The organism is Spongiactinospora rosea (assembly GCF_003315795.1).
GTDB lineage: Bacteria > Actinomycetota > Actinomycetes > Streptosporangiales > Streptosporangiaceae > Spongiactinospora > Spongiactinospora rosea.
Genome location: NZ_QMEY01000010.1, coordinates 121348 through 136882, shown reverse-complemented (window position 1 = coordinate 136882; position 15535 = coordinate 121348). Strand labels below are relative to the sequence as shown.

Annotated in this window: 11 protein-coding genes, 1 pseudogene and 1 riboswitch; of the genes and pseudogenes, 9 read left to right on the top strand and 3 right to left on the bottom strand. The window is 69.0% G+C overall.

Annotated elements, in window-relative coordinates; genetic code table 11:
* Positions 1-43 precede the first annotated feature (43 nt).
* Complete coding sequence (locus DP939_RS23135; RefSeq protein WP_225878457.1) at positions 44-556, top strand: GNAT family N-acetyltransferase; 513 nt, start codon at positions 44-46, stop codon at positions 554-556.
* A 109-nt stretch (positions 557-665) separates the two neighbouring features.
* Here DP939_RS23135 and DP939_RS23130 read toward each other — a convergent pair whose 3' ends face one another.
* Positions 666-1133, bottom strand: coding sequence for an HAD family hydrolase (locus tag DP939_RS23130; RefSeq protein ID WP_225878438.1), 468 nt, complete (start codon positions 1131-1133; stop codon positions 666-668).
* Positions 1134-1891: 758 nt separating this feature from the next.
* Here DP939_RS23130 and DP939_RS23125 point away from each other — a divergent pair.
* The 3 genes and pseudogenes from DP939_RS23125 to DP939_RS23120 all read left to right on the top strand — a co-directional run.
* On the top strand, positions 1892-2638 hold the full coding sequence (locus DP939_RS23125) for a hypothetical protein (protein ID WP_113982857.1): 747 nt from the start codon (positions 1892-1894) through the stop codon (positions 2636-2638).
* Positions 2639-2788: 150 nt separating this feature from the next.
* Positions 2789-3736, top strand: a complete 948-nt coding sequence (locus DP939_RS45505) for a hypothetical protein (protein ID WP_147268092.1) — start codon at positions 2789-2791, stop codon at positions 3734-3736.
* A gap of 332 nt (positions 3737-4068) precedes the next feature.
* A pseudogene (locus tag DP939_RS23120) lies at positions 4069-4741 on the top strand (transposase family protein); the annotation flags it as partial.
* Positions 4742-4760: 19 nt separating this feature from the next.
* On the opposite strand, the gene DP939_RS49340 reads toward DP939_RS23120, so the two are convergent.
* On the bottom strand, positions 4761-5006 hold the full coding sequence (locus tag DP939_RS49340; RefSeq protein WP_113982856.1) for a transposase family protein: 246 nt from the start codon (positions 5004-5006) through the stop codon (positions 4761-4763).
* Between the two features lie 1074 nt (positions 5007-6080).
* On the opposite strand from DP939_RS49340, the gene DP939_RS23110 reads away from it, so the two are divergent.
* Genes DP939_RS23110 through DP939_RS23105 form a run of 3 tightly spaced genes read left to right on the top strand, consistent with a single transcriptional unit; the run spans position 6081 to position 10035 of the window.
* Positions 6081-8096, top strand: a complete 2016-nt coding sequence (locus DP939_RS23110; RefSeq protein WP_113982855.1) for a putative cobaltochelatase — start codon at positions 6081-6083, stop codon at positions 8094-8096.
* A gap of 5 nt (positions 8097-8101) precedes the next feature.
* Positions 8102-8704, top strand: coding sequence for a cob(I)yrinic acid a,c-diamide adenosyltransferase (gene cobO, locus DP939_RS47075; protein ID WP_199565361.1), 603 nt, complete (start codon positions 8102-8104; stop codon positions 8702-8704).
* 17 nt (positions 8705-8721) lie between these two features.
* Complete coding sequence (locus DP939_RS23105; RefSeq protein ID WP_199565370.1) at positions 8722-10035, top strand: cobyrinate a,c-diamide synthase; 1314 nt, start codon at positions 8722-8724, stop codon at positions 10033-10035.
* Here DP939_RS23105 and cobN read toward each other — a convergent pair.
* Complete coding sequence (gene cobN / locus DP939_RS23100) at positions 9990-13565, bottom strand: cobaltochelatase subunit CobN (RefSeq protein WP_113982853.1); 3576 nt, start codon at positions 13563-13565, stop codon at positions 9990-9992. The genes DP939_RS23105 and cobN overlap by 46 nt on opposite strands.
* Positions 13566-13599: 34 nt before the next feature.
* Positions 13600-13791: riboswitch (cobalamin riboswitch) on the bottom strand.
* A gap of 11 nt (positions 13792-13802) precedes the next feature.
* Here cobN and DP939_RS23095 point away from each other — a divergent pair.
* Together DP939_RS23095 and DP939_RS23090 are read left to right on the top strand one after the other, a co-directional pair.
* Positions 13803-14915 (top strand): precorrin-3B synthase, encoded by a 1113-nt coding sequence (locus DP939_RS23095; RefSeq protein ID WP_113982980.1) that lies wholly within the window; start codon positions 13803-13805, stop codon positions 14913-14915.
* Positions 14912-15532 carry a precorrin-8X methylmutase gene (locus DP939_RS23090; RefSeq protein ID WP_113982852.1) on the top strand — a complete coding sequence of 207 codons (621 nt, stop codon included), beginning with the start codon at positions 14912-14914 and terminating at the stop codon, positions 15530-15532. Before DP939_RS23095 ends, DP939_RS23090 begins: the two co-directional genes overlap by 4 nt.
* Positions 15533-15535 lie beyond the last annotated feature (3 nt).

Here is a 15535-nt window from a genome sequence, read left to right as displayed (position 1 = left end):
CGTGAGGCGGGGTGAAGGTCTCTCGGTCGAGCGCTTGAACGGCGTGGCAGCCGGACAAGCCGAAGATGACTTCCGCTCGGTATACGCGGAGGCATTCGCCGAGCCGCCGTACAACGAGACTGCGAGCGATATCAAGGCCGCCTTCCACCGTTTCCGCTCACAGATCCGCAAATCCACTTTCAGCGGGGTACTGGCCCGCACCGATGAGGGCGAACCGGTCGGGATCGCCTACGGATACCTGCTCGGTGCCGACACCCGGTGGTGGGACGACGTCACGCCTGCGGCACCGGAGGGAATGCGACACGAAGACGGGCACCGTACCTTCGGGCTGATGGAACTCGCCGTACGCCCGCAGTGGCGCAGGCGCGGCGTCGCACGCCTGCTTCATGACGCGCTGCTCGATGGCACGAGCGCGGAACGCGTGATCCTCAACGTTCACCCAGCGGCACTCCCAGCGACAGCGGCTTACCGAGCATGGGGGTACCGCCGGGTCGGCGCGACGCGGCCATGGGCAGGCGCGGATCGCCAAGACGTCATGCTGCTTGAACTGCGGTGATCCCCCAGACGCCGACTGGATCGCCACGGTGCACACCCGAGTTGCGACGGACGGTCGGGGCTGAGCTCGCAGGCGCCGTCAAAATCGTTGGCCCTCCAGAAAGAAGGGGTCACTTCTTCGGTAGGTGCTCGATTTCGGCCAGTTCGGCGAGCGAGCTTATCTGCCAATCGGCTTCTCTGCCCGAGGGCGAGTCACCCCAGAGCAGGCCCAACGGGCCGCGTCGGATGTGAACCGTCCACATTCCCGCGGCCTTCGCCGGGAGGATGTCGTTCGCGGGGTGATCTCCGACGTACACGATGTTCTCCGGCGGAACCTCCGCCATGTCCACGACGCGTGCGAAGAAGCCCGCGTCGGGTTTTGCGATACCCCACTCGCCGGATGTGGCGATCGCATCGGCCGGGAGGTTCAGGTCACGTAGCAGTTCGCCCGCGCGGACGCTCTGGTTACCTGCGATCAGCACCCGGTGACCGGCTCGGCGAAGGGCGGCGAGTACGGGACGTACGTCCGGATACAGGTCCCCCTCGCCAAGGACCTCTCCCCGACCGGCGGCCTCCTTCGCGCGATACTCACTCGCCACGTCAATCCCTGGGCGAGCCAAACGCAGTGAGCCTTTTCATCCTCGGGCGGGCTCGCGGCTCTGAAGCACCGCAATGACTACGCACGCGCGACCGGCCTTGCACAGACTGCACCGGAGCCTGCAACCCGCCGCCACGAAACCCTCGCCGATGAGCTCCACGACCGATATGTGTCGGTACGTTGCCCTCTTTCGGCCCACAGTCTCAATCCCCTCGATTAACCACGGACTCGCCTCGCCGACCCGGTCGACCAAAAAATGCTTGATCGGTCGCACACTTATCCAGCTCACCTGCACTGGTCGGCGGCTCCTTTAGGCACCCGCCGCGCTCCCTTGCCACACAGATCGTCGTATGTCAGCGAGACGCTGAGACACATGTAGACATCGCTTGAGCAACACTTTCTACTCAAATGAAAGTATATGCATACTCATTGTGATGTGATATAGATCACACCTCATGTGGATTGCTCAAACAGCCTGCTTGATGCACTGTTATGTTTGTTGATCAACGCGATACTTCAAGCCTTCGGAAGCCGCAGAAAGAAGGCTCCGGTTACAGAAGCAAAGGAGTCCTGATCAATCAGGTTCCAACGAAGAGGAATCACCACGGCTAAATTAGGGCTACAGCATCATCTTTGGCGCATCTGGCACGCAGCTGTCGAACACGCCGCTAAGACTAATCGCTGAGCCCCACAGGTGGTCCTGCCTGGACAGCTTTTGGCCCACCCGTGGGGCGGTACTGCAAAAGGAGCATACCCTCTGTGTCGCCGAAGTACGTGACAATCGCGGTTGCCGCTGTCGCGGTCGCCACCATGCTCAACGTCGCCCCAGCCCTCGCGGACGGCCCCAGCCCCTCAGGGGCCTCGGACCAGGATCCGGAGTTTCGGAGGATCGCCCCCGGCGAGACCCTGTCTGCGCAGGAGATGCAGCGCGACCTCGCAATCCTGAATCAGCCGGCTCCCGCCCCACAACCGATCACGGTGGACGAGCTTCCTCTCAACGCAAAGGACAAAAAGGCCGTTGAAAACGGTCTGGGCGCAGAGGTGGGTTTCGCCGCCGACACCACTGCCGCGGCTGCTGCCGATGTCTGGTGCGGGAACTGGCTGTCCAACCCAGGTAGCGTGTCCTACTCCTCAGGCCCCGGCCCGGTCTCGGATACGAACTACACCAGCGACTATGGGCTGGGAACCCCTTCAGAAGTCTGGTGGCGTGTGAATGAGGGGAAGGCGGCGGCGAACAGCGTCTGGTACGGCTGGTCCAAGATGTACCCGACCCATGACGCCAGCTATACAGACGGCACCCCGAAGAAGATCACAACCGGCTGGTGGGACACTTCCTTAAGCCCGCACTTCTGCGGCTGGAGCAGCAGCCGATCTCGGGACTTCAGGTGGTGGGTCGACGGCTCCTACACTGCTGGCATCAGGAAGGCGGAGGCCACCTATGTCCGTGGACATGGATGGCGAGATTCCGAATTCGGCTGGGAGTACGGCTCAAGAGTGGCATGGTAGTCCGAGCTAACGGACACAAGGTTTGAACGGTGGGCGGTTCGGCCGATATCAGTTCGGCCATCCGCCCACCGCAGTTTGGCGCTACACCGGATGAATCTGCCAGTGCTACCATGCGTCATGGTTTCCAAAATACTCACGAACGAGGAATAAGTGGATTCTAAAATCATCTCTCTAAGTAGAGAACGCCCTCTAGCGATCACGGCCTTCGTCTTGCTATTTGTTGCTGGCTGCTCATCGAATAAAACAGAAGAAGTCTTTCTGAAAGTGTTTTCGGAAAAAGATTTGACGCTCCCCCTTGATGCTTACGACTTAGACCCTCTACAGCGAAGCGTCGTCGATCAAGCCGACTTCAAAATAGCAGACCTATGCCTCGGAAAATTCGGCCTCAGAATGCCTTCGTCCAAAAATACCAAGCCAGTAAAGTACCCAAAGAATGCGGATTATGCCGGATGGTTGGCGCCGCGAGATGTGAAAAAGTACGGGTACCAGGGACCTCCGGGAATGCGCGACGAGGCATGGGCGGCCCAAGATGGAAGACGCGCTTTCATAATTCCCTCAAATATCGATGCGGCATACACTGGATTAGGAAAGAAAGTTGTTAATGGAATCAAGGTTCCGGACGGCGGGTGTGCCGATGAAGCGGAACGCGCTCTGAACACCGGCGCCCCGAGCCCTGCCGGATCAAGCTCGGCAAAGCCCAGAGAGCACAAGCAGATGCTGGGCCTGATGGACAGCGCCTCGGAAGTCGCGTTCAAGGATACCCGACTAACCGAGGCCGACAAACGATGGAGCGCATGCATGCGCGAGCAAGGCTACTCTTACAGTGCCCCTTATGCTGCAGAAAACGATCAGAGATGGAAGGAGAACGTAAATCTTGAGACTCGTCGACGCCCTGTCACTTCACTGGAAATCCAAACGGCGGTGGCTGACGAGCAGTGTCGGAATGAAACCGACTACTTTGGGGCGCGCCTAGCCGTCTACACCGATGCTCAGAATAGAGTTATCGCTGCTAACAAAGATAAAGTGTCGCGGCTACAGAAGCTTATGTACACTAGATATGCCAACGCTCGTAAGATCCTCGGGCTTGCTTCCAGATGATTGCGGATCAACAAGCATGACAAGGCGATTTGTTCACTATACATTCTTCACATACGGGAGTGTGCTCCTGCTATCAGCAGGTGCCCGCGCAGGACGCCCACCGGACGTCCGCGCGCGTTGCTAAATTTGCCATATAGACATCAAGCGGTGGCGCGCCGCGAGATGCCTTGAGGCTTTTCCAACCTGATAGTGCAGGTCAGTAGGTGCGGCGGTGGGACTGGCTGGCATGAGCAGAGGCTCCCGGTAAGACAGCAGTCAACCAAGAGCCGATAACGCTACTGAAAAGTAGCGTTGCTGTCTTACCCTGCCGCGATTCCGCTGCCCAAGCGTACCCTGGTCGGCAAGCCTTGCTGGTCCTGGCCCATCTGTGCAATGGCGATACCTACACGCGTTTGGCCGCAGGCTTCGCCAACGGAAAACCGCACCGCCTGGCGCTACATCCGCAAGGCGGTCGACCTGCTCGCCACGCTCTACGACGATGTCCGTGCTGCCCTATTACGCGCTGGCCGACTGGCCTATACCGTCCTGGACGGCAATTTGATCCCGATCGACAGGCCAGCCGACGTACGGCCGTACTACTCGTCCGGGAACACTGATACCACGGCGTGAACATGCAGGTCCTGGCCGATCCGGCCAGCGACTCGTTATGGGCCCCACATACGCTGCCCGGTGCCACGCATGACCTGACCGCGGCACACGCCACCGGTCTGGTCGACGCGCTGGCCGTCGCAGGGGTGAAGACCTTCGCCGACAAGGGACATCAAGGCGCGGGCGGCAGCATCCGCACGCCGTTCAGAGACCATTGGCTGCGTCCGCCACTGTCACGCCATCAGCGCTCGGTCAACCACGCGCACGCTCGCATCCGCGCCTGGGGAACGCGCCGTTGCCACCTTGAAGATTTGGAAGATCCTGACTCAGCTTCGCCGTTGCCCGCACTGCGCCACTACGATCGTGCAGGCCACCCTCGTCCTGCCACTCATCGAAGGAGACCGCTACTCAGGATAAAAGTGCTCAGTGAATCTGTTCATCCTCGGGCGGTCTCGTAGTTCTGGAGTACCGCGATGGCCCTGCACAGGTGACCGGCCTTGCAGGGGCTGCACCGGAGCCTGCAGAGGATGGCCCAGCTCTTGAGCTGGGCGTTGGCCCGCTCTCCTGCACCTCGTAGACGGGCATGTGCCCGGTTGGCCTGCTTCTGCCGCTCCAGCTTGCCTTTGCCCCGGTACGGCGTGACCACCATGCTGCCGGTTCCCGGGTAGTCCTTGTCCGCCAAGAAGAGGATGCACGCCCGTCCCAGCGCGCGCAGGATGCCTCAGATCCGCGCGGCACTCAGTGCCATCTGGTGAGGCGGTCACCTGCACGTTTATCCGTGCACCCGGTGCTTGCAGAAGAAGTAGGGGCGGTCGGCGCCCAATATCGATTATTCCCGACGATGGTCTCTCCGAGAGAACGCAAAAATCAGTTTCACCACCAGAAGCTTACGGGCCACTGAACTTCAGCACGCTCCCACCGGCACGACCGCAACGTTGTCCACAGGATGTGCATGTCCCAGCCGCATGCCCGCTGTTGTCCCATCCTTCGCGGTGGACGCTGGCCGACCGCCGTACACGGCGGGGCGCAACACCGGAGTTCATCGACTCGTGCGAGGTGAGGCGAACAGGCGCGGGACCAGTGGGGTCGAAGATTCTCAGGAAAAGGCGAGATACGAACCTGCCGGTGGCGCAAGCGTCGGGCGAAGCCCGACACGGGAGAACATGGCTGAGCGGAGCGAAGGCCATTGGGTGCGCGGGAGCGCGGCCCCGCCGGAGGCGGGGGGATCGGCCCGAAGGGGCGGGTAACGGCGAGACGGCATCGAACGGCGCGCGGGCGCTGGAGAGGGCCGGTTCGGCTGGTGCTTGGTATGGCGAACGGGCACGACGCACGGGAAACACCGGGCACGGGACCCGCTGAGCACGGTGGGGCGGCGTGTACTGGGCTCTGCCGTACATCGGGCGGAGCCCGGCACCCAAGAACACCGCTGAGCGAAGCGAAGGCCATTGAACGCGGAGCGCGGCACTGCCGGAGCGAAGGCCATTGGATGCGCGGCCCGGCCTCTAGCGGGGCGGGGGTGGGGGCGTTGGGGGGGTGGCGTGTATTGACGCGAACGGGAGGAAAGGATACGTTCCGGTAGATTTCACGGTCGTCCAAGGGAAATCCGGTGAGATGCCGGTGCGGACGCGCCACTGTATCCGGGACCTAGATCCCGGGAGCCAGGTCGCTTGGTGGCCGTGACCTCGTCAGCGGGACGCGTCATCCCAAGGAGGCCGAACATGCGCGCAGTGACCACGCCCACGATTTCCCCGACCTGATGGTCGCCTATCCGTTCAGCGCCGTGGTCGGGCTCGATGACCTGAAGCTGGCGCTGGTGCTCAACGCGGTCTCCCCCCGGGTCGGCGGAGTCCTCGTACGCGGCGAGAAGGGCACCGCCAAGTCCACGATCGTACGCGCCCTCGCCGCCCAGCTCCCCGCCGTCGCGGTGGTCCCGGGCTGCCGGTTCGCCTGCGACCCGGCCGCGCCCGACCCCGAGTGCCCGGACGGCCCGCACGACCCCGCGGCCGAGGGCGTACGCCGCCCGGCCGCGCTGGTGGAGCTGCCGGTCGGCGCGTCGGAGGACCGCCTGGCCGGTTCGCTGGACGTCGAGCGGGCGCTGACCGAGGGGGTGAAGGCGTTCGAGCCGGGCCTGCTGGCGGCGGCGCACCGGGGCGTCCTATACGTGGACGAGGTGAACCTCCTGCACGACCACCTCGTGGACCTGCTCCTGGACGCGGCGGCGCTCGGCACCTGCTACGTCGAACGCGAGTCGGTGTCGGTACGGCACGCGGCCCGGTTCCTGCTGGTCGGCACCATGAACCCGGAGGAGGGCGAGCTGCGCCCGCAGCTCCTGGACCGGTTCGGGCTGACCGTCGAGGTCAGGGCCTCGCGCGAGCCGGGCGAGCGGGCCGAGGTGGTACGCCGCAGGCTCGCCTTCGACGCCGACCCGCGCGGCTTCGCGGCCCGCTGGGCGGAGGAGGAGTCGGCGCTGGCGGAGCGGATCGCCGCGGCCCGGGCCAGGCTCGCAGACGTACGGCTGCCGGACGCCCGCCTGCGCCAGATCGCCGAAGTGTGCGCCGGGTTCGAGGTGGACGGCCTGCGGGCCGACCTGGTGACGGCGAACGCGGCCATCGCGCACGCCGCCTGGCGGGGCCGGGACGCGGTGACCGTCGAGGACGTACGCGCGGCGGCCCGCCTGTCGCTGCCGCACCGGCGGCGGCGCGACCCGTTCGACGCGCCGGGCCTGGACGAGGCCCTGCTGGACGAGCTGCTGGACCGCACCTCCGGCGACGACGACCCGGACGGAGGGCCGCGGGACGACCCACCGGGCGGCGGTCCCAACGGTGACCGGGGGGACCCGGGCCGCCCGCAGGACGCAGGACCGGACCAGGCCGGGCGCGGCGATTCCGCGACGGCGGGCTCACCCAAGCCGGATCCCGAAAAGCCCGAGGCCGGAGAGCCGGACGCGGAGGCGGGCTCTCCAGGGACGACAGCGCAGGAGCAGGTGGCCGGAGTGGCCGCGCCGTACCGGGTGCCGTTGCTGGCCGCCCCCGGCGTCGGCGCCGGCGCAGCCGGACGCCGTTCACGATCACGTTCCACACACGGCCGCGGCACCGGTTCCCGCCGCCCGCGCAACGGCCCGGTACGCGACCTGCACATTCCGGCCACCGTCCTGGCCGCCGCCCCCCACCAGCACGACCGCGGACGCACCGGCCCCGGCCTGGTCCTGAAACCCGACGACCTGCGCGAGGTCGTACGCGAGGGCCGGGAGGGCAACCTGGTGCTGTTCGTCGTGGACGCCAGCGGCTCGATGGCCGCCCGCCGCCGGATGACCACCGTCAAGACCGCCGTGCTCAGCCTCCTCCTCGACGCCTACCAGCGCCGCGACAAGATCGGCCTGATCACCTTCAGAGGCACGGAGGCCACCGTCGCGCTCCCCCCCACCTCCTCCGTGGAGGCGGGAGCGGCCCGGCTTCGCTCACTGCCCACCGGCGGGCGCACCCCGCTCGCCGCCGGACTGGCCCGCGCCGCCGAGGTCCTGCGCGTGGAGAAGCTGCGCGACCCGGCCAGGCGTCCGCTGCTGGTACTGGTCACCGACGGCCGAGCCACCACAAAGGCCAACGACGTGGACCGCGCCGCCGACCTCCTGAAGGGCACCGCGACCGTGGTCGTGGACTGCGAGAGCGGCCCGGTACGGCTGGGCCTCGCCGTACGCCTGGCGACCCGCCTGCGAGCCCGCCTCCTCCCCATCGAAGCCCTGTCCCAACTAGGCCACCCCAGAAAGGCGAGCTGAGTAGCATGCCGCAGGGCAAGCCCGCCGTCATCCCCGACGACGGACTCACCACCAGGCAGCGCCGCACCCGCCCGCTGCTGATCGTCCACACCGGTCCGGGCAAGGGCAAGTCCACCGCCGCCTTCGGCATGGCGCTGCGCGCCTGGAACCAGGGCTGGCCGATCGGCGTGTTCCAGTTCGTGAAGTCCGCCAAGTGGCGGATCGGCGAGGAACGCGCCCTTCGCGTACTCGGCGACAGCCCCGAGGGCGGCCCGGTGACCTGGCACAAGATGGGCGAGGGCTGGTCGTGGATCCAGCGCGCCGGCACCGAGGACGACCACGCCGCCCAGGCCCGCGAGGGCTGGGCCCAGATAAAACGCGACCTGGAAGCACAGACCTACCGCTTCTACGTACTCGACGAGTTCACCTACCCCCTCAAATGGGGCTGGCTGGACCTCACCGACGTACTGGACGCCCTCACCCGACGCCCCGGCGACCAGCACGTCGTGATCACCGGCCGGGACGCCCCCGCCGAGCTGATCGAGGCCGCCGACCTCGTCACCGAAATGGGCAAGATCCGCCACCCCATGGACTCCGGGCAGAAGGGCCAGAAGGGCATCGAGTGGTAGCCCGGACGATCCCCCGCCTGGTCATCGCCGCCCCGGCCTCGGGCAGCGGCAAGACCACGGTGGCCACCGGCCTGATGGCCGCGCTGCGCGGGCGCGGCCTCACCGTCTCCCCCCACAAGGTCGGCCCGGACTACATCGACCCGGGCTACCACGCGCTGGCCGCCGGTCGCCCCGGCCGCAACCTGGACCCGTGGCTGGTCGGCGAGGACCTGGTGGCCCCCCTCTTCCTGCGCGGCGCGGCGGACTGCGACGTAGCGGTGGTCGAAGGCGTGATGGGCCTGTTCGACGGGCGGGGCGAGACCGATTTCGCCTCCACCGCGCACGTCGCCCGCCTGCTGTCCGCCCCGGTGGTGCTGGTCGTGGACGCGGCCCGGCAGAGCGGATCGGTCGCGGCGCTGGTACACGGCTTCGCCACGTTCGACCCGCGGATCCGGGTGGGCGGGGTGGTGCTGAACCGGATCGGTTCCGACCGGCACGAGCAGGTGTGCCGGGAGGCGATGGCCGCGGCCGGGGTGCCGGTGCTCGGCGCGATCCGCCGCGCCGACGACGTGGCCACGCCCTCAAGGCACCTCGGACTCGTGCCCGCCGCCGAACGCCGCGCCGACGCACTCGCGGCGGTGGACGAACTGGCCGCGCTCATCGGCCGCTCCTGCGACCTGACCGCGCTGCTCGCGCTGGCCCATTCGGCTCCACCCCTGACGGCCACCCCCTGGGAGCCACCACACCACAAAACATCTCAAAAGCCCCTAGTCGCCATAGCAAGCGGACCGGCCTTCACCTTCGGCTACACCGAGCACACCGAACTCCTGCAAGCCGCCGGCGCCGACGTCGTTCCCTTCGACCCGCTACGCGATGAAAAGCTCCCCGAAGGCACCGCCGCTCTGGTCATCGGCGGCGGTTTCCCCGAGATGTACGCGACCGAGCTGGCCGCCAACGAGCCGCTGCGCGCCCAGGTGGCCGCCTTCCCCGGCCCGATCGCCGCCGAATGCGCCGGCCTGCTCTACCTCTGCGAAAGCCTCGACGGCCAGAGAATGTGCGGCCGCATCCCCGCCCAGGCCCACATGACGGACAAACTGACGCTCGGCTACCGCGACGCCGTCGCCCTGCACGACTCCCCGCTGACCAGAGCCGGAGAGCGGGTACGCGGCCACGAGTTCCACCGCACCGCCGTACGCCTCGCCGCCGCCCCCCTGTACCGCTGGGACGGCGGCGCGGACGGCTATGGCGACGCCCGCGTGACCGCCTCCTACCTGCACGTTCACTGGGCGGGCGCGCCCGCCTTCGCTCACCGGCTGGTGTCGTCCTCCAGGTCGCCCTCGGTCTTGAGGTAGACCTCTTGCAGCCCGCGCAGGATCTCCGGATCGGGATGCTGCCACATGCCCCGGTCGGCGGCCTCCAGCAGGCGTTCGGCGATGCCGTGCAGCGCCCACGGGTTGGACCTGCTCATGAACTCCTGGTTCTCCGGGTCCAGCACGTAGGTCTCGGTCAGCTTGTCGTACATCCAGTCGGCCACCACACCCGTGGTGGCGTCGTAGCCGAACAGGTAGTCCACGGTCGCGGCCAGCTCGAACGCGCCCTTGTAGCCGTGCCTGCGCATCGCGGCCACCCAGCGCGGATTGACCACCCGCGCCCGGAAGATCCTGGACGTTTCCTCCGAGAGAGTCCGGGTGCGCACGGCGTCCGGGCGGGTGCTGTCCCCGACGTACGCGACCGGCGACCTCCCCGTCAGCGCCCGTACCGTGGCGACCATCCCCCCGTGGTACTGGAAATAGTCGTCGGAGTCGGCGATGTCGTGTTCGCGCGTGTCCACGTTCTTGGCGGCCACCGCGATCCGGCGGTAGGCGTCCTCCATCTGCGGCCGAGCCGCGACGCCCTCCAGGCCACGCCCGTACGCGTAACCGCCCCACACCGCGTACACCTCGGCCAGGTCGGCGTCGTCCCGCCAGTTGCGGCTGTCGATCAGCGGGAGCAGCCCGGCCCCGTACGCCCCGGGCGCCGACCCGAAGATCCGCATGGTCGCCTGGCGCTCGTCCCCGCCGCTCGCCCGGACATGGGACCGCACGTAGTTGTCCTCGTCCGCCTCCTCAAGGGAGGCGGCCAGCCGTACCGCGTCGTCCAGCATGGCCACCACGTGCGGGAACGCGTCCCGGAAGAACCCGCTGATCCGTACCGTCACATCGATCCGCGGGCGGCCCAGCTCGGCGACGGAGATCGGCACGAGCCCGGTCACCCGGCGGGACGCCTCATCCCATTCCGGGCGCACACCGAGCAGCGCCAGTACCTCGGCCACGTCGTCGCCCGCCGTGCGCATCGCGCTGGTCCCCCAGACCGAGAGCCCCACCGAACGCGGCCACTCGCCGGTGTCGGCCCGGTAGCGGGCGAGCAGGGAGTCCGCCATCGCCTGCCCGGTCTCCCAGGCGAGCCGGCTGGGCACCGCGCGGGGATCGACGGAGTAGAAGTTGCGGCCGGTCGGCAGCACGTTGACCAGGCCGCGCAGCGGCGAACCGCTCGGCCCCGCCGGGACGTAACCGCCGTCGAGCGCGTGCAGCACGTTGCCGATCTCGTCGGTGGTGCGGGCCAGGCGCGGTACGACCTCGGCCGCGGCGAAGGCCAGTACGCGGGCCACCTCGGCGGGATGCCCGGCCGCGACCTCGGCCGCCGCCTCCGGCCGCCAGCCGCGTTCCTCCATGCCGCCGACCAGGGCGCGGGCGGTGGCCTCGGCGTCGTCCACGGCGGCAAGCCCGGCCGTGCCGTCCTCGGCCAGGCCCAGCGCCTCGCGCAGGCCGGGCAGGCTCTCCCGGCCGGACCACATCTGCCGGGCCCGCAGCATGGCCAGCACCAGGTCGATCCGCTGCTCCCCGGCCGGTGCCTCGCCGAGTACGTGCAGGCCGTCGCGGATCTGCGCGTCCTTGACCTCGCACAGCCAGCCGTCCACGTGCAGGATGAAGTCGTCGAACTCGCTGTCGTGCGGCCGGTCGTCGAGCCCGAGGTCGTGGTCGAGCCGGGCGGCCTGGATCAGCGTCCAGATCTGCGCGCGGATGGCGGGCAGCTTGGCGGGGTCCATCGCGGCGATCGTGGCGTGTTCGTCCAGCAGTTGTTCCAGCCGGGCGATGTCGCCGTAGGTGTCCGCGCGGGCCATCGGGGGCACCAGGTGGTCGACCAGTACGGCGTGCGCGCGGCGCTTGGCCTGAGTGCCCTCCCCCGGGTCGTTCACCAGGAACGGGTAGACCAGCGGCAGGTCGCCGATCGCCGCGTCGGTGCCGCAGGCCGCCGACATGCCCGCCGCCTTGCCCGGCAGCCACTCCAGATTGCCGTGTTTGCCCACATGGACCATGGCGTGCGCGCCGAACTCCGCCGACAGCCACCGGTAAGCGGCCAGGTAGTGGTGGCTGGGCGGCAGGTCGGGGTCGTGGTAGATGGCGATCGGGTTCTCCCCGAACCCACGCGGCGGCTGGACCATCACCACGACGTTCCCGGCGCGCAGCGCGGCGAGCACGATGTCCCCTTCGTGCACGAACAGCTCGCCGGGCGGCGGCCCCCAGTGCCGCTCGATGGCCTCCCGCAGTTCACCGGGGAGCGTGCGGTACCAGGTCTCATAGACAGCAGAAGGAATGCGGACCGGGTTGCCCGCCAGGTGCTCCTCGGTGAGCCAGTCGGGGTCCTGGCCACCGGCCGCGATCAGCGCGTGGATCAGCGCGTCGCCGTCCTGCTCAAGCACCCCCGGGAAGTTTTCGCCCAGGTCGTAGCCCGCCTCGGCCATCCGGGCGAGCAGCCGCACGGTGCTCCTGGGGGTGTCCAGGCCGACCGCGTTGCCGATCCTGGAGTGCTTGGTGGGGTACGCCGACAGCATGACCACAATCCGCCGCCCGGCGGGCGGGGTGTGCCGGAGCAGGCCGTGCCGTACGGCGATGCCCGCCACCCGCGCGGCCCGTTCGGAGTCGGCGACGTAGACGGTCAGGCCGTCCTCGTCGATCTCCTTGAACGAGAACGGCACGGTGATGATCCGCCCGTCGAACTCCGGGATCGCCACCTGCGAGGCCGCGTCCAGCGGGGACAGGCCGTCGTCGTTGTCCTCCCAGGCCCGGCGGGTGGAGGTCAGGCAGAGCCCCTGCAGGATCGGTACGTCCAGGGCGGCCAGCGCGCCGACGTCCCATGCCTCGTCGTCGCCGCCCGCGCCCGCCGTGGCCGGGCGGGAACCGCCCGCGGCCAGGACGGTGACCACGAGGGCGTCGGCGGCGCGCAGGGTGTCGATCAGTTCGGGCTCGGCGGTGCGCAGCGAGGAGCAGAAGATCGGCATGGCCTGACCTCCGGCGTCCTCGATGGCGGTGGCCAGGGCCTCGACGAATCCGGTGTTCCCGGCCATGTGGTGGGCGCGGTAGTACAGGATGCCGATCACGGGGCCGCTGGTGGACTTCGGAGCGCGTTCCAGAAGGCCCCAGGTGGGGGCCGGGGCGGGCGGCGCGAATCCGTGCCCGGTCAGCAGCACGGTGTCGGACAGGAAGGCGTGCAGTTCGGCCAGGTTGGCCGGGCCGCCATGGGCCAGGTAGGCGTGCGCCTCGGCGCAGACGCCGCCGCTGACGGTGGAGAGTTCCATGAGTTCGGCGTCGGGGGCCTGCTCGCCGCCGAGTACGGCGACCGGGCGCGGCCCGGCGAGCAGGGCGTCGAGCCCTTCCTCCCAGGCCCGCCGCCCGCCGAGCAGGCGGACCACCACCAAATCGATGCCGTCGAGCAGCGCGGGCAGGTCGTCAGGGGTGAGCCTGGCCGGGTTGCCCGGCCGGTACGCCGCGCCACTGGCACGGGCGCTGAGCAGGTCGGTGTCAGAGGTCGAGAGCAGCAGAACGGTACGGCTGTCGCCAGGCACGGCGCGATCCTCCCTCGGGGTCCTCGCCCCGGTCGCGGGTGTCGCGACGGCAGGAGTCTCCTGGCTCCCGGATCAGCGCTCACCCCGGCCTTCCCACCCGTCGCCGGGCAGTGGCCTTGCGGTTGGGGGTCGCTCCCCGGTCACAGTGGCGGGACCGCGCCGGTTTCACACCGGCTTCCTCCCATTGCCATCGCCTACCCGGAAGCCTACGACAGAAGTGGCGTTACCATCCAGATCGTGTCCAAAGCCGACTTTTCCGGCCGCGAGCGGCCGGACGCGTGTCCGGGGGCGCTCCAGGTGCACGAGGCGGCCGACGGGCCGCTCGCCCGGGTGCGCCTGCCCGGCGGGGCCGTCACGTCCGCCCAGCTCACCGCGCTGGCGGACGGCTCGGCGGAGCTGGGCGCGGGAGTGATCGAGCTGACCTCCCGGGCCAACGTCCAGGTACGCGGGCTGCGCTCGCCCGCGGCTTTCGCCGGAAGAATCGCCGCCGCCGGACTGCTGCCGTCGGCGGCCCACGAACGCGTGCGCAACATCGTCGCCTCCCCGCTCGGCGGCCGCAGGACCGGGCTGGACACCCAGCTCCTGGTGGCGGCCCTTGATCGCGAACTGTGCGCGGTACCGGAACTCGCGTCCCTGCCCGGCCGCTTCCTGTTCGCGGTGGACGACGGCACCGGCGACGTACTGAACCTCGGCGCGGACATCGCCTGGGACGGACGGCTGCTGCTGGCGGGCGTCGACGCGGGGCTCACCGCGAGCGAGACCGAGGCCCCCGGACTGATGATCGCCGCCGCCCGCGCCTTCCTGGCCGAACGCACCGACTCCTGGCGCATCGCCGAACTCCCCGACGGCCCGGCCCGCATCGCCCGCCGCCTCGGCGGCACAGCCGGCGCCGCGCCCGAAGTACCGGAGGGCCGGGAACTCCGGGCCGGGCGGATCACCCAGCGCGACGGGCGCGTGGCGCTGTCGGCGGTCGTCCCGCTGGGACGGCTGACGGCCGCGCAGGCGCGGATGATCACCGGCACGGTACGGCTCACGCCGTGGCGGACCGTCGTCCTGCTCGACCTGGACCCCGCCGACGCCGACCAGGTGGAACAGGAACTCACCCGGGCCGGGCTGGTCACCGACCCCGCCTCGCCGTGGAACGGCGTGAGCGCCTGCACCGGCAGGCCCGGGTGCGCGAAGGCGCTGGCCGACGTACGCGAGGACGCCCGCCGCTGGGTCGATACGCTGACCGCCCCCGCCCCTGCCCCCGTCCACTGGTCCGGCTGCGAACGCCGGTGCGGACTCCCCCGCGGCCGGGTCGTCCAGATGACCGCCACCCCGGCCGGCTACCACGAGAGGAACCCGTGACCGACTACCTGCGCGACGGAGCCGAGATCTACCGGCGTTCGTTCGCGACCATCCGCGCCGAGACGGACCTGACCGGCGTACCGCCCGAGATCGCCCAGGTGGCGGTGCGGATGATCCACGCCTGCGGAATGACCGACCTGGTCACCGACCTGGCCTGGTCCCCCGGCGCGGTGATCAGGGCCCGGGAGGCGCTGCGCCGGGGCGCGCCCGTGCTGTGCGACGCGCGGATGGTCGCCTCCGGCGTGACCAGGAGCAGGCTCCCCGCCGCCAACGACGTGGTGTGCACGCTCGCCGACCCCGCCGTGCCCGCGCTCGCCGCGGAACTCGGCACCACCCGCAGCGCCGCCGCCCTCGAACTGTGGCGGGACCGCCTGCCCGGTTCGGTGGTGGCCATCGGCAACGCGCCGACCGCGCTGTTCCGGCTGCTCGAACTCGTCGCCGAGGGCGCGGGCAGGCCCGCCGCCGTGCTCGGCATCCCGGTCGGCTTCATCGGCGCGGCCGAGTCCAAGCGCGCGCTCGCCGAGAGCGACCTCGACCACCTGGTCGTACACGGCCGCCGGGGCGGCAGCGCGATGACCGCGGCGGCGATCAACGCCATCGCCAGCGAGAAGGAGTGAGCG

Coding starts and splice junctions, on each gene's coding strand:
- DP939_RS23110 (WP_113982855.1), top strand. CDS start 6,081: ATGGTCGCCTATCCGTTCAGCGCCGTGGTCGGGCTCGATGACCTGAAG.
- cobO (WP_199565361.1), top strand. CDS start 8,102: ATGCCGCAGGGCAAGCCCGCCGTCATCCCCGACGACGGACTCACCACC.